Raw genomic sequence first — 16,727 nt, forward strand, 5'->3', positions numbered from 1 at the left:
CTGATGGATCAGAGAGTTTTCTCGGCAAAAAGCCAAATTGAACAGTTTAAAAAAGATAAATATCACTTTGACCCGGAAACTGGGCGATGCCTGTTGCCGGAGGATGCAAAGTCTGATTACGACAATGCATTAAAGATACTGTCTGAACAGCTATATACCAAAGATATCCATTTCATTTTTGAGCTGATTCAAAATGCGGAAGATAACCACTATCCACAAAATTCAACACCTACATTGAGTTTTGAGTTACTAGCCCACGACCCGACAAACACTGCTGATTGCAAAGGGTGTTTAGTAGTGCGTAATAATGAATTGGGTTTTGAGTTGAGCAACATCAGGGCCATTTCGTCTATTGGTAAATCGACAAAAGCTAATCAGAAAGACGCAGGCTATATTGGTGAAAAAGGGATAGGCTTCAAATCGGTTTTTGTTGTATCGCCAGCGCCACATATCATTTCAAACGGATTTCAAATTAAGTTTCTAAAAGACGACCCAAAAACTGGGTTGGGGTATATTGTACCGTATTGGTTAGATAGCAATTTTAGTGAGTATTCAAAAGAGACAGGCACTACCTTATTGCTCCCCTTACAAGATCGTCAGGGGAATCAAGACAGCATGTTTGAAAAAGTGCAGAACGAGTTGGGTAAGCTGTCAGCTGAATTAGTCTTGTTTCTTCGCAAGCTTAAAAAAGTGTCTATCAAAACACCAAACTACTTCGCAGATTACCAATTAAATAAAGATGGTGATTATGTTGAACTAAAGGTTAAATCTTCATCGGGGGAAAGCCACTCCAAGTATCTACTGAAATCACAAAGAGTTGCAGTTCCAGAAGCTTCAAAAAGTAACCTTAGGGAAAATGTTACCAAGCGAGACATTTCGCTGGCATTCCCGGTCGATTTTGAGTTGGAGGAAAGTCCGCTTTATTGTTATCTACCCACGGAATCTGACACTGGTTTACCATTTTTAGTCAACGCTGACTTTATTCTTAATGCTAGTCGCGAAGCGATTCGGCAGGATTTAGCATGGAATAGCTGGATGCGAGAAGAAGTCGCGACTTTCGCTGCATCAACCTTAGGAGACATTTTATCTACTAAAGGTGAGCTTTCGCGTTGGATTTGGGTGCCTGAACAGAGCAGTAGTGCCCAACATCAATATTACTGGCGAATAGTGGCTGAAAAGGTAATAAATGAGCTTACTCGAACTGCTTGTATTCCAACATTGTCGGGTAGATACCTTCTTCCGTCGGAAGTCTTATTACTAGGGCAATCCTTTAAGTTTTTAAAAGACTGGCCAATGACAATTCTCGAGCGGTTATCAAAGCATCTTGCTTATGATGAATACGGGAATATATCAAAAATAAGCCAAAAGATTGGCTTGCAAAGGTTTGAGAAGCAACATTTTCTTGAGCTTATTCAAGCTCTGCAAACAGACGACGTACTTACAGATGAACAACTTATTGGTGCTTTGGTCGAGATTACTAGTGTTACTACAGGTGGCTATTCCCGTGGATATACACAATATAAATACCGCGATAATACCGAGGCTTTGAGAACTTGCCTGATATTTAAGTGCGATTCAGGTTTGCAATGCGCTAAATACAAAAATCTTTACCTTCCAAGCTCTGAAAGCCATGAAGTACCTATTTTATTTAATGCTAAAGGAGAATCGACCAAACCCAATTATATTGATCGAGGTTTTTATTCACTGATCCCTGAGCCCGTGAAAACGGGGATTCGTAACTTATTCGATGTGGATGAAGTGCATGCAATTAGTTATCTTGAACAATCTGTTTATGCCTTTTTAGCGGAAAATAAAACAGCCTGTTTGCCTGAGTCGTTGGAGGCAGTAAGTAAGTATCTGATTAGCAATATTGAGGATTTACCCGAAGAAACGGTTGAGCAGCTAAGTGAGGTATTGCCCTTTAAAAGTACATCAGGAAAATGGATTTTTCCAAAAAATCATACTCGGTATGTGGCACCTAGTTCATTATTTGATGCTCCCAATTGGAAACTAATTTATCAATCCAAAGACGAGTTCCAGCATATCGTTGAATTACATGAAGATTACTTGAACTGGGAAGATGAAGACCTTGCTCAGATATTTTTAGAGTCATTCCAAATTGATGAATTTGTCCGTCCTTTTGAAATACCAGTCCAAGGTGGCTCAGAAGTGTCTGCGAGACCTAAAATTTTCATAAATGGAGATTACTGGAAAACCGAGAGCAATCGACTAGCCGCTTATAAATGGCTATACAGGGTTTATGAAAACGATGAGAAAGTCGTATCAGAATACAGTAATGAAGCAGAACTTGGATATTTTTTACTAAACCATCGTTGGCTTTTAAGTACCAATGACGGTTTCGTCAAACCATCACCATTACTGCATTGCTTTTCTGAGTCAGAGCGAAGCATTTTTGGTAATTCATTAAACTACTTAAAAGACAGTTTCACTAAGGTATTTGCTAAAAAACTCGGCCTTGTCACTGAACCCACACCAAAAGGCTTTATGGATCAAATTAAAGCCAGCAAAGAGACGGGTCACTTTGATAAAACGTTTTTAATCTCAGCATATGAATCATTATCAAACTGGAAAGACCCGGGTGAAGCAGAGCGTATTAAACGCAGGTTGACTCAAGAGCAACTTATTTATTTACCCGAGCCTAAAAATGAATGGATTTCGCCACAACAAGCTACTTGGGAGGATAAATCTGATTTAGGGATCAGTTTTGTTGGGTTGTCCGGTTATATTCCTGAAAGGTTAAGGTACTACTTTGTTGATGTTCTAGGCGTTAAGGGATATCACGGCCTAGCATCCTATTTGGCGGCATACGAAGAAGTTAGTGCGTTAAACGAAAAGCTATCAAATAAAAATTTACTGCGACTTAATACTATCATCAGACAACTAATGCATATGATGCGAAGTATTGATTTTAGTGCGGATGCCGTTTGGAATAGTTTTAAAGCGCAATGCAAAATTAGCTCAGATCAAGGTGTGTGGTTGGAGCCGGATAAGGGCATATTTGTTGCTGATGATGGTAAGACAAAAGAACTATTTGCTGATGATCCATCAGTGTATTTCACGTGGTCGAATGCAACAGAGTTTTACAATTTTTTCGAGCAAATCGGGGTTAGAAAGGCCTCTGAGTTCATTGATGTGCAGATTGGTCATATCTTAAACGGAAAAGTGATCGGTGATCCTCAAATCGCAATACCCGCAAAAAAGGCTATTTGTTACTACATTGCAGACCATTTCAGCCATGATGATGAACTTGCGGATAAATTATGCACGTTTTTTCATTCAACAGAACAGTTCTGTGAGCAACTAACTGTTAAATACACATTGGCCGCTAAACACTACGTTGAAGTGACAACCGAATTGGGATTTTATGATGCTGTTGGTGGTTCTTTAATACTGGTGGAAAAGCACGAGATTGCTGACATTAAAGACGAATTAGCTTTAAGTATTGCTCGAACGTTTTTTGGCAAAAAGGCAGCTCAACACGAGAAATATCTTCGTGTATTTATTGATATTGAATCCGAAAATCGCTTAGCAAGTGTCTTGAAAAAAGAGGGGTTAGAGCTTGATGCTGAAAAGAGGGAACGTTTGGAGGCTATTTTTGACTCATCGAAACTAGCCGATGGGGTAATTGTAACGGAAGATAATGATGAAGTAGTTCAGTCGAGTGATAACGGCGAAAAAGTACATTCATCTGAAGAATTCTATGATCAGCAAGTGGAATCGGACCCAGTAGCGACTGGAAGTGAATATCTTGATGAAGAATGCCATGATTCAATAGAGAATGATGACACATGTGTTGTTGAGATAATTGAATACTCTTCAGATGAATTTGATGATGAAGACGCAGTCCCCATTTCAACGATTCCTGCTACAGACAATTCTGATAACCCAACCAAAATTGATGATGCTGAGTTGTTTGATGAGTTCGAGTACGAGGATTCATCCTTCAATTCGGGACGAATAGATTCGGCACAGCCACACGTACCCTCAGTATCTACAGGTCAAACGTTACTATCCAACAATGGTAGTGGCGAGACTCCGAAACGTGAGGTTTTATCGCTTAAGCCGAAAAGAGAATCTAGCAGACAGTCAAAAACACACGACGAAAATGGCAAATACGGTCCTTCTAGTAGGAGTGCTTCGAATTCACCTCGAACAAGCGCATCACCAGTCGGCTATCGGCTGTTTAGCTATGTTGAAAGCGAAGAAACCCATGATCGTTCAGACAAAGTAGAACGAGATGATATTAACTTTGGTAATAAAGCCGAGTTATATGTAAAGCAATGGTTGGATGAACAAGGCTTCAAAAATATTGAATTACTTGGCGGGGTAAACAAAGGATTTGATATCCAAGCAGCCGATCCCTCTACCGGTGAATTAGTGTTTGTTGAGGTAAAAGGTCAGCGCGGGGCTTGGAATAGAACAGGCGTTGCTTTGTCCAAATCTCAAATGGAAAAGTGTTTAGAAGAAGGCGACAGTTATTGGTTAGTGGTTGTAGAAAACTTACTTTCACATCCGAAACTTCATAAGTTTGTTAACCCTGCACGTTTGATTGATCGATATTACTTCGATGCTAATTGGGCGAAAGTTGCAAGTCTTTTGACAACAGTAGCGTCCAAAGAAATTGATTTGGATGATCTGTTTTTCGATGAGGTAACAAAAAGCCTCTACCAAAAATTCCAGCGGCATCAACTAGCAATGCCGGAAGTGGGCTTTGAAATTTCAAATAGCCAGTTTGAGGTTATAGCTGAACTTGAGTTTGCATGGCCTGAATTACAGATCGGCGTCATTCTGGAAGAGCCAGAAGAACAAATTGATGGTTGGACCTTATATAGTGTGGAAGAAGTCGAAGCTGATATCAGCATCCTCATTCAAAAGATATCAGTAGCTAAGGAAGGTTAAATTAGATGTTACCTAGTATTGTTAGCCGCCAAACCGAGCAAGCGATTCGTGCATTTTTACTGCACTCGTTTGAAATGAGTTCACCTCTGTTTTCCAGAACAAATCCATTTGGGGTTAACACTAATGTGATGGAAGATTTTTTGGAGGGAAAAGATAACCTCTCCAAAGGTCCATACATTTCAATGAGCTTACCCTTTAGACAGAGTCATTTACCTAGGGATTACTTTAAAAACCTATACCTGCCATTTATACCCTATCAGCATCAAGCTAATGCATATGAGCGCCTGACTGCTGCAAAGCCTTTATCGACACTTGTTGCAACAGGCACGGGCTCTGGTAAAACCGAATGCTTTATGAATCCGGTATTAGATTATTGCGCTTCGATCAAAGACAAAGGCATCAAAGCGATAATTATTTACCCCATGAATGCCTTGGCTACAGACCAAGCAAAACGATTCGCTAAAGCCATTTCGTCAAACGACGGTCTTAAGAACAAGGTCACGGTAGGTTTGTTTGTTGGTCAGGAAGACAGTGAAAAAAGCAAAGTCATGGGGCCTGATAAGGTCATTACTTGTAAGGATACATTACGGGAAAGCCCGCCTGACATTTTGATGACAAATTACAAAATGCTGGATTTTTTGCTGCTCAGACCTAAAGACCAAGTTATCTGGAAGCACAATAAACCAGATAGTTTGCAATTTTTGATCGTTGATGAATTACATACCTTTGATGGTGCGCAAGGGACGGATTTGTCTTGCCTTATTCGACGTTTGAAACATCGTTTAAGCGTTCCAAAAGATTACCTGACCTGTATTGGCACCTCTGCAACCATTGGTGACAATTACGACGAGTTAATCGATTATGCCAAGGATATATTCGACTCTGATTTTGAATTGTCATCAGTTATTGCCGAAGACCGATACAGTGCAAAAGAATACTTATCCAAATATTCACTAGAATATTTTTCCTCACCAGACGAACAGGATGTTCCGAAATTTGAGGATTACGAGAGTCCTACGGACTACTTGAATGCGGCGATATTGGCGTGGTTTAAAAATGACCAGTTGTTGGTGACTCAACCACTTGATACAGATCTTGGCATTGAGCAACGGATTCAACTGGGTAATGCAATTAAAACGCATCGTTTTTTCCATCGATTGTTGGATAAACTTAATGGAGCGATCTCGTCTATTGAATCTTTGAGTCAGGATTTATTCGGATCTTCTGGAAGCGAAATAGAGCATCGCATTAATAGTATTGAGAGTTTTTGTGCTCTGGTTTCTTTAGCAAAAGAGCCGGTTCTTGAAGACGAGCAAGCAATTGCGATTAGAACAGCCCAAGGCAAACTGAAGCCAATCTTACCGTTACTGCAAGTAAGATATCAACTTTGGCTTCGAGAACTACGCAGGATGGTTGCCAGTGTTAAAGCTGTTCCAAAGCTGACATATAGTGATGACCTGACACAAATTGACTCTGATCTTAAATACTTACCGGTAATGCATTGTCGGGATTGTCACAATACCGGTTGGGGCGGAGTACTAGGAAACTCAGAGTCTCATATTAATGATGATTTAGCGCTGTTTTATCAGCTCTATTTTGATAAAAGACCAGAAGCGAACCTGATATTTCCGGTCAAAAAGTTTGATGATAAGTTAGCCAAGACAGGACGCTATCATAAATTATGTTCTCACTGTTTAAAGCTCAATAGCTTTGATTCTAGTGCATCTCAATGCTCAAGTTGTGGGAACGACGAGCTGTTGCTGGTCTACATGCCAGATGACACCAAACGCCGAAATTTAGCTGATGGCGGCTCAGTATTGGTGGCAAATCATGACTGTCCGTTTTGCAATAGTGAGACTGGTCTTAGTGTTTTGGGTAGTCGAGCTGCTAGCTTGATCAGTGTGATGGCGCATCAACTATTTGGTTCACACTTCAACGAAGATAAACAGCTCATCACCTTTAGTGACTCGGTTCAGGACGCTGCGCACCGAGCCGGGTTCTTTACCGCAAGAACATACCCCTTACTCATTCGTAGTCTAGTCGCTAAAGTGATTGAAAGTGAGAAACCAAAAAGTATTTCGGAATTAGCCAATTCAGTACCTAACTATGCGCGAGCTTTATTTGAAGATGATGGTGCATTTGTTGGCACTTTCATTGCGCCAGACATGGAATGGCAGTCTCATTTTAAGGAATTAAAAGAAGCTAATGCGTTACCCAAGAATACAAATTTACCGAAAAATGTGAAATCCAGACTAGCATGGGAAGTTATTAGTGAATTTGGTATCAAAGGTCATTTAGGGCGCTCACTATCCAAATCTAAATTTGCTTCACTCACCTTTAATCGAGACGTGCTAGACCAAGTCGCTACACGAGTTCATGCGACTTTATTGGAGGAAGTGACGGTACTCAGCAATTTGAACATAAATCAGGTAGAACGATTTATTGTTACTTTCTTGCATTTATTGGCAACCAACGGTGGGATCGCGCATTACAGTTTAAAAAGTTATATCACAAATGCAGGGGACACGTACGTTCATAATAAAATTGGTGAAACCCGCCATTACATGCCTAGTTGGGGGAAACGATCCAGAAAACCACGATTTATAAGCGTAAAAAAAGTCTCTAATCACTTTGATTATTTAGCGAAAAAAAGCACTACAAGTTCGATTTATCTAATTTCATTGCTGAAAAATATCTTAGCTGACGATGAAGCTTTTGCGACGAGTTTTTCTGAGCTTATTTTCATCAGAATACTACATCAATTGAAGAAATCAGGGATCTTAGTTGCCAGTGATGTAAATGGCGAAGCTGTATTTGGTTTAAATCCTGATGCCACTCTTGTTACGAGAGAACTGACGAAAGTGCAATGTTCAGACTGTGGTACACCATTAAACGTTGATACTCAGTTAGTTAATTACTGGACAGAAGCACCTTGTTTGGTGCCAAGTTGTAGAGGACGATTTAAGCCTTCAAATTACCAAGAAAAACAATTGAAATGGAGTAACTTTGAATTAGTTCGTATCAATGGTTTTGAACATACGGGCCTTTTGGAACGGGATATAAGAGAGCGTGTCGAAAACTCTTTCATTAAAGGGCGGGACAAATGGGATATCAATTTGTTGTCCGCGACACCTACTTTGGAAATGGGGATAGATATTGGAGATTTATCCAGTGTCGCATTGTGCTCCGTTCCCCCTGCGCAGTCTAATTACCTTCAAAGAATAGGTCGTGCAGGTAGGCGTGACGGAAATGCATTCAATGTTACTTTTAGTGAAGGCAATTCTCACGACCTTTATTATTACCAAGAACCCTTAGATATGATGGCAGGCTCTGTTCAGCCTCCCGGCGTTTTCCTTAAAGCAAATGCTGTATTGGAGCGTCAGCTCACAGCATTTTGTTTTGATTCGTGGGTGAAAACGGGCGTGTCAGAAACCGAAATTCCGTTTAGCGTACGCGATCTGCTTAATTCTGTTGAGGGTAATCACACCCATTTGTTTCCCTACAATTTCTTTGATTTTGTGACAAAGCATCAAGGTCAACTACTAGAAGAGTTCACAATGCTTTTCGACTCAATGGATGAAGATATTCAATCGTCATTGTCTGTCTTTTTACGGGGCAATAATGACGATCATATGTCCCTAAGTGGTCGTATTATTAACCGGATTACACAATTAGTTAATGATAGGAAAGGCCTTAAAAAACGCGTATCGACGATTGATTCTGAATTAAGGAAATTGGAGAAAATTGTTGTTCAAGAAGCTGACCACAATGAAAAAGTTGAATTGTTGAACAACGAAAGAGCGGCCATACGATCACTCATCCGACAAATGAACGGCAAGCAAACCCTTAACTTTTTCACTGATGAAGGTTTGTTACCTAATTACGCATTTCCTGAAGAAGGTGTCACTATTCGGTCTATCTTGTGGCGCAGAAAGGAGCAAGTTGAGTCGCACAAAGATGGTACTAAATTTCAACGAAACACATATGACTACGAACGGCCTGCGGCTTCGGCGCTTTCAGAGTTGGCTCCGGATAATCATTTTTATGCAGGAGGAAATAAGGTTGAGATTGAGCAAGTCGACCTCAGTGTCTCAACGGTTGAAACTTGGCGTGTCTGCAACAATTGTAATTACAGCGAAGATATTTATGTATCTGGCGACACATATAAAACCTGCCCAAAGTGTGACAGCGTAAATTGGAACGATAATGGCCAGCTCACTCAAATGCTTAAGCTTCGTCAGGTTTATGCGCGAACCAACGAACGAGACGCAAAGATAAGTGATGATGCTGACAACAGGGAACCTAAGTTCTACAAACGGCAAATGCTTGTCAGTTATGATGATACGGATGTTCACTCTGCCTATAAAATTGATAACGAAGAAGTGGTATTCGGGTTTGATTTTGTTAAAAAAATCAATATTAAAGATATCAATTTTGGTGTTCCCGATAATCAAGCCGAGCAAAGTTCGATTGCAGGTGATGAAGACTATCGAACGGGGTTTAAGGTTTGCAACAAATGTGGGATGGTCAAGACAAAGAAGAGCAGAAGCTTTAAGCATGATTTGACCTGTGCCTACAATAAAAATCCTGAAACTGCGTTAGATGAGCAAAACTTCATCGATTGCTTATACCTTTATCGTGAGTTGACTTCTGAAGCAGTGCGAATTTTATTGCCGGTTTCAAGCTATTCCATTAATTCCGCCAATGAAGCGACCTTTGCAGCAGCAATACACCTTGGAATTAAGCTTTATTTCAAGGGAAGTATCGACCATATCAAAAGTACTATTTACAGCGAACCAGTGAACGCTGGAGAGGGGCGACGCTATTACTTGGTCATTTATGACACCGTACCGGGTGGAACAGGGTACTTAAAATCACTAATGGATGCTCCGGAAAATCTTTTGAACCTAATAGAAAAGTCGTTCCTAAAACTGGATTCGTGTTCATGCAATCAAGATCCAAGTAAAGATGGTTGTTATAAATGCATTTATGCCTATCGTGATCGTCAGCGTATGCCGAAAATTTCAAGAGATTTGGCAAAGTCGCTTTTTCAAAAGATATTGGAAAGGCGAAATGAACTTGTTGAGATCGATACATTAAAGCAAGTAAATCCAAACTCGTTACTGGATAGCGAACTTGAGCATAAGTTTATTGACACTCTAAAAGCCTCGGGAAGACCGTGGAAAGTGAACAACGCCATCGTAAATGGAAAGAATGGTTATGTGTTGACTGTTGGACGAAATGAACAGATCACTCAGGCGTGGAAAATCGAACCACAAGTTGATTTAAACTGTGCAATGGGTGTCGAAATGGCTTGTCGGCCCGATTTTGTTTTCTGGCCAGTTAAAAACCAAGAGCATATTTTACCTATAGCGGTATTTCTCGATGGATATGAGTTTCACTGTGACAAGGTAGGAGAGGATACTGCAAAACGAAATGCTATTAGAGAATCAGGTAAATTTCTTGTCTGGACGTTGTATTGGGATGATTTGGAAAAATTAGATACAGCCCATTTAAAAGAATATTTTGAGCTGTTCCAAAATAACAAGCTACGCAATATGTTTGGTAATGCTGAACGGCAATTGACAGGTAAAAATTATAATCAATGGAATGCAGTGATAAACAAGCGAAACAGTTTTCACTTGCTTTCAGACTTGTTGGCAGATCCCGTCACTTCCTCAGCACAACTGATGCATGCGGCATCAGTCCATGCATTTTGTTGGCTAAATCCGATCAAAGGTATCAGCAGTAAAAATCCAGAGATAGTGCAGAAGTTGGAATTTGAACTAAAAGAGAATGCACCGTTTTATCGTATCGAAGAGTTTTTACAAGAAGAAAATTTTTGGTTCGGCGGATTAATGGATTGTCTTGATAGCTCTGAACAACTTGTTGAATTAACTATTGCTCTACCTCTAATTAAGTTCACGCAAGCAAAGTTTAATCAGAGTCAGGCCGATTGCAGCTTTCTAATGAAAGCAATGAAGATCCACGTTTGTATTAATGATAATCAGCATGACGACGTGCACTTCAAATCATCACTAATCGGGTATTGGAAGCTTTATAACACTTTGCAACTTTTGGATGATATTTCCTTCTGCTCAAAGAGTATGGTTGACGTTGATAACACCAAAAATGATGTGCCTGAAAACAACGTTACAAATGGTGTTTCTCATGAATGGGAAAGTATCATCGCGGAAACTGTTATTTCCGGTAATGTTGAGCTGTTAAGCTCACTGGGAGACGTGATACCGGAAGTAGGCTACGAACTTGTAATAGATAACGAAGTTGTTGGTATGGCTGAATTGGCATGGGCCACTCAAAAAGTTGCGTTGTTTACAGAAGATGAAAGTGACGATGCAAATCTGTTTGAAGAGCAGGGCTGGTATTGCCTAAGTACCCCAATTAATACCGCTTTGATAGAAGAACTTAAAGAAAAACTGGGAGTTTGATATGGATGTTCAAGTAGCGATTTCGCAAGATTTTCTAACGGCAATTTTGCGATTACCAAGAGCTCAGCAAAAAAAGGTCAATCAGTTTGTCAGTAAATTTCGAAGTGACCCCCTAAGTCCGGGAATCAACTACGAGAAAATCAATGATGCGGCCAACAGTGATATGCGCTCAGTAAGAATTGATCAAGCGTATCGGGGCATCGTTTTAAAACCTAACCAAGGCAATGTTTATATTCTTTTGTGGGTTGATCATCACGACGAAGCGTACGCTTGGGCTCGACGTCATCAGTGCAAAATTCATCCTAAAACAGGTGCTATTCAGTTATATGCATCTGAAATCAACGAAGTGGAACCTTCCGTAGAGCAAACTAATACTCCGAACAAAGACGTTTCTTCAGTTGGATTGTTTGAAAAATACACAAAACAGCAATTGATCGAACTAGGCCTCCCAGAAGAATTTGCCGATCAAATAGTTGCGATGCCGGATATGGCTACTTTCGAAACATACCAAGATAAACTTCCTAATGATGCATTTGAAGCCATGTATTTTCTGGCCGAGGGTATTCCTTACGAAGAAGTACTGGAAGATTATCGTAACAATTCTGTCGATGATGTTGATACGGAAGACTTTGCTGCTGCTTTGATAAGGGAAGGCTCAAAAAGACGTTTTGTGGTTGTCGATGATGAAGCGCTAGAGCAAATGCTGGATGCGCCGTTAGAAAAGTGGCGTGTATTCCTCCATCCTTCACAGCGCAAAATTGTTGAGCGTGATTGGAATGGTCCTGTACGTGTATTGGGAGGGGCAGGAACAGGAAAAACTGTAGCTGCAATCCATAGAGCTAAATGGTTAGCTGCGTCATTAGATGGTGTGCCCAACAAGAAGGTGTTGTTTACCACTTTCACTAAAAACTTGGCCAGTGATATTCGAGAACATTTAGAACAAATCTGTAGCCACACGGAGTTGTCATCAATTGAAACGGTCAATATTGATTCATGGGTGCATCAATTTTTAAAACGTAATAACTATAACTACGACATAGTTTACCCGGGTGATAGTAACCCTAAACGTGTGAATAGCTGGAAACGGGCATTGGACAATAAGTCACCTGAACTCGACCTTTCTGATCATTTTTATGAGGAAGAATGGAAACTAGTTATTCAGGAACAAAGTATCACCGACAAGGCTGAATACATCAGAGCAAGAAGAAACGGACGAGGAACGCGATTAAATCGCAAGGAGAGATTGCTCGCTTGGACTGTATTTGAAGAATACTTACTTCAGCTAAATCACAACAAAATAAAGGAAATGCCTGATGCAATGAGGGACTGTATTGCTCTGATTGACGCTAAAAATATCAAGCCTATGTATGAGTCAGTTATTGTCGATGAGGGGCAGGACATGGGTACGCAGGCTTATGAGCTGATTAGGCGTATCGTACAGGAGGGCAAAAATGACATATTTATCGTGGGTGATGGTCACCAACGAATTTATCGAAATAAAGTTGTTCTTGGTCGTTGTGGAATAAGCATTTTAGGGCGCAGTAGAAAGTTACGGGTTAACTATAGAACCACGGAAGAGACCAAAAAATTAGCGGTGTCAGTGCTCAACAACGTTCATGTTGACGATTTGGATGATGGTGAGGATACGAGCAAAGGTTACATTTCCCTTATGCACGGGGAAATGCCAGAGATCATCACAACAAATAGTTTCAGTGATGAAGCAGACGCAGTAATCGAGCGAATTGAACAATTGGAAGCGGCAGGTGCGAAACTTCAAGATATTTGTTTAGTTGCCAGAACGAAGTCGATTCGTGATGCATTTGGTCAGGAACTATCCAAAGCAGGTATTACGACATATGAAGTGATGGCAAATGGAGTAGATAATAGACACCGTGAAGGCGTAAGAATTGCCACCATGCACAGGGTAAAAGGCTTGGAATTCCAGAACGTGTTTATTGTTGGCTGTAATCAACAGACAATACCACTGCAAAACTTTAGGTCAGATGACCCCGTTGAATTGCGCGAACACGAGTTATCTGAAAGGGCATTATTGCATGTAGCCATGACCCGTGCGATGAGAAGTTTGACGATATCCTGTCAAGGACAGTTAACCAGATTTATCAGGCGATAAGGCACAGAAGAATATCTGTAGACACGCCTCGCCTCACGATTTAGGTACTGCTTATCGTCCAGTAAGACATGCTCAGCGCTTTAAAAAGCATCAAAAACTAGCTGATCTTAGGCACAAAAAAACCGACTCTAAAGTCGGTTTTAATAAGCAAAAATATTTTGCAAAGATTGGTGCCTGGGGTCGGACTCGAACCGACACAATGTTGCCATCGGCGGATTTTGAATTAAAGACAAACAGTCCAATTAGTCATCAGTGCAATATGCGAGACACAAAAAAACCGACACAAAGGTCGGTTTTGAAAGCTAAAATTCCTTGCAAAGAATGGTGCCTGGGGTCGGACTCGAACCGACACAATGTTGCCATCGGCGGATTTTGAATCCGCTGCGTCTACCAATTTCGCCACCCAGGCTTTGGGTTTGGCTGAAGTGCAAGGTCTGAAAACTTTGCAAATCTTTGCAAGCAATTTTTAGCTTGTTTTAGTCAAAAGGTGCTTACCTTTCAATGACTTGCCTTAATTTTATTGTTAGGCGCTTTGCATTTTGAATCCGCTGCGTCTACCAATTTCGCCACCCAGGCAAGGGAGGTCTTTTAAACAGTTTGGCTTTTCAACATTTAAGAGCGCTTAGCACTCTCGCTGCGGTCGCTTTCGACTTCCTGTCTCTCGCGACACTCGTGCATCCTGCACGTCGTCTACCAATCTGGCCTCTCAGTTAAGGGAGGTCTTAGTTCTGATATTGATGCCAAGGGCTTGGCTATCAGAGTGGCAGGCATTATAGCGACTGGCTTTGGTCATGCAAGTACTTTGTGTGCAACAGCGTCACAAATGCTTAATAAACAATCACCTCAGTGTATTATGCTAAGAAAGCGATAGCCATAGGGGGCCTTTGCAGTTTGATAGACGGCAAAAAATTAAGAGCACCGCTCAAGCAAACCGCTATTTACTGAAAAGGTAGCGAGCCACGCCCCCTTAATAGGGCTCAAGACCAGAGCTTAAGAGAGTTGAATTTTATACAAGCCTTCCGCATCATGTGAATAATTAACAACCTAACTAGGCAATTTGGTTAATTACCCACTTGCTCAGCATTGTGACTGCTGGCCGCAGAAGTGCCAGGGTAATTTGTCACTGCCGCCGATGGATACAGAGAATGACTTACCGCGCTTCTTTTTGCACTATGGCGTTATTGCTACCACTAATGGCTTGCGCACAGGACAGCACCCAACCAGACAGTACCGATTACATCACTGAAGGCGTTTTCACCAAAGGCGTTGAAGGCCCAGTAGTGGATGCCAAAGGTGTACTTTATGCAGTAAATTTTGCTGAGCAGGGCACCATCGGCCGGATAACAGACAAAGACCAGGCCGACTTATTGATCAAACTACCAGGCGACTCTATTGGTAACGGTTTACGTTTCAACAGCCGTGGACAACTGCTGGTTGCCGACTACGTAAACCACAATGTGCTAGCCGTTGATATGCAAAGCGGTGATGTTAGCGTTTTTGCCCACGAACCAGCCATGAACCAGCCCAATGATATCGCAATTAGTGCGAGTGATACGGTCTACGCCAGTGACCCTAACTGGTCAAAAAGCACAGGCCAGCTGTGGATGATTACCGCGGATGGTAAGGTGCAGCTAGTAGAAGCGGATATGGGCACCACCAACGGTGTGGAAGTCAGCCCCGACGAGCAGTTCTTATATGTAAATGAATCTGTGCAGCGCAAAGTATGGCGTTATGAACTGGACGCCACTGGAAAGCCGGTCAATAAAAGCCTGTTTTATCAATTCAGTGACCATGGCATGGACGGCATGCGCACCGATACCCAGGGAAATCTATATATAGCACGTTACGGCGCGGGTACAGTAGCGGTGTTATCTCCCAAAGGGGAATTAGTTCGGGAGTATCGCCTAAAGGGGCAGCATCCAACTAACGTGGCATTTGGTGGCAGCGATGGCAAAACCTTATATGTCACGATGCAGCAACGGGGCGCAATTGAAACTTTGCAAGTAGAGCACCCAGGCCGTGCCTACATGCTGCGCGAGCAGGCGAAAGATCAGCCCTATCCTTAACTAGCCATGGGGCCGAATGGCCCTCCCCGGCTACCCCATCAGCTTCAGTGCTGGTAGACTCCGCACTGATTTGACTAGCCGGGTTTCCTTATGACCGAACAAGCCGCTTTTCCCCGCGCCGGATTCTTACGCCGTCTGGCCGCCATGATCTACGATGCCTTAGTCGCCCTGGCGGTTTTTATGGTAGCGGGCATTCTAATCACCGTACTGCTGATTATTCTGTTAGAAAATGGGGTACTGGATAAGCAAGGCTATCAACACAGTATGGAAGTCATCGGCCATTCCAATGTGTTTTCGGGGATTATTTTCGGCTGGTCTGCATTATGGACCTTGGGATTCTTTCTGTGGTTTTGGCGTAATGGGGGGCAAACCATAGGTATGCGCGCCTGGCGGCTACGATTGTTCAGTACCAACGAACAACCCATGGGTTACGGCAGAGCACTGTTAAGACTCATTTGCTCGCTAGGCGGGCTGGGCACCCTGCTGGTACTGGTGGATATCAAACACAAACTGTCACTGCAGGACAGGCTGGCCCACACGGAAATGCTGGTTCTGAGCAAGGATGCCAATCACCACAAGGCCTGGAAAAACATCTGAGCCTGTTATTTACAGGCATTTTGTTTCTGGTCAAAACTTCATCAATCTCAGTCGCTTATGCTAACCTTGCTGATAAACACAAGGGAGCTCAAAATGAAAGCACTGATACCATTTGCTGTCGTCCTGACACTGGCTGGCTGCGACAAGGGCGCCGACTCACCTCGAGGTTTTAGCCTGCCCGAGGGGAACCCTAGCAAAGGTGAACAGGTATTTATGAAGTACCAATGCCTGGCTTGCCACAGCCTCAAAGGCTACAACACCGATAACATAGAACCTGAACTGGCCAACAGGGTATTATTGGGCGGCAATGTCAGTCAGATTAAGACCTATGCCGAGTTGGTTACCTCAGTGATCAACCCTTCGCATAAAATTGCGCAGAACTACATACCTTCAGAGGTATCTGATGATCAGGGCCATTCCAAAATGCGGAATTACAACGACGCCATGACGGTGAGTGAATTGGTGGACTTGGTTGCATTTTTACAACCCCAGTATCAGTTGGTGCCCTTCAAACGCACGGACTACCCTATCTATCTTCCCTGAGAACGGCTAAGGCATGCCTAC

General features: G+C 42.0%; 6 protein-coding genes and 1 tRNA gene. 6 read left to right on the top strand and 1 reads right to left on the bottom strand.

Features of this window, described 5'->3' with window-relative positions; translation table 11 throughout:
- Nucleotides 1-3 precede the first annotated feature (3 nt).
- The 3 genes from IEX02_RS03545 to IEX02_RS03555 are packed head-to-tail and all read left to right on the top strand — an operon-like array spanning nt 4 to nt 13,500.
- The gene (locus IEX02_RS03545) at nt 4-4,920 is read left to right on the top strand and encodes a protein NO VEIN domain-containing protein (protein WP_188690348.1); all 4,917 of its coding nucleotides are present in this window, start codon (nt 4-6) and stop codon (nt 4,918-4,920) included.
- A gap of 5 nt (nt 4,921-4,925) precedes the next feature.
- A complete protein-coding gene (locus IEX02_RS03550; RefSeq protein WP_188690351.1) occupies nt 4,926-11,369 on the top strand; it encodes a DEAD/DEAH box helicase in 6,444 nt (2,147 codons plus the stop codon).
- A gap of 1 nt (nt 11,370) precedes the next feature.
- Nucleotides 11,371-13,500, top strand: coding sequence for a UvrD-helicase domain-containing protein (locus IEX02_RS03555; protein WP_188690354.1), 2,130 nt, complete (start codon nt 11,371-11,373; stop codon nt 13,498-13,500).
- Nucleotides 13,501-13,822: 322 nt separating this feature from the next.
- Here the strand turns inward: IEX02_RS03555 and IEX02_RS03560 are convergent.
- Nucleotides 13,823-13,909: transfer RNA gene (locus tag IEX02_RS03560), tRNA-Leu, on the bottom strand.
- Nucleotides 13,910-14,645: 736 nt separating this feature from the next.
- Between IEX02_RS03560 and IEX02_RS03565 the strand changes: the two genes are divergently transcribed.
- The 3 genes from IEX02_RS03565 (at nt 14,646) to IEX02_RS03575 (ending at nt 16,706) form a co-directional block, all read left to right on the top strand.
- Complete coding sequence (locus IEX02_RS03565; protein ID WP_229702027.1) at nt 14,646-15,566, top strand: SMP-30/gluconolactonase/LRE family protein; 921 nt, start codon at nt 14,646-14,648, stop codon at nt 15,564-15,566.
- Between the two features lie 90 nt (nt 15,567-15,656).
- Nucleotides 15,657-16,163: an RDD family protein gene (locus IEX02_RS03570; RefSeq protein WP_188690357.1), complete on the top strand. Its 507-nt coding sequence runs from the start codon at nt 15,657-15,659 to the stop codon at nt 16,161-16,163.
- A gap of 93 nt (nt 16,164-16,256) precedes the next feature.
- Entirely contained in the window at nt 16,257-16,706 is a 450-nt protein-coding gene (locus tag IEX02_RS03575) for a c-type cytochrome (RefSeq protein ID WP_188690360.1), read from the top strand.
- Nucleotides 16,707-16,727: the final 21 nt, after the last annotated feature.

The organism is Bowmanella pacifica, from assembly GCF_014645355.1.
Lineage (GTDB): Bacteria > Pseudomonadota > Gammaproteobacteria > Enterobacterales > Alteromonadaceae > Bowmanella > Bowmanella pacifica.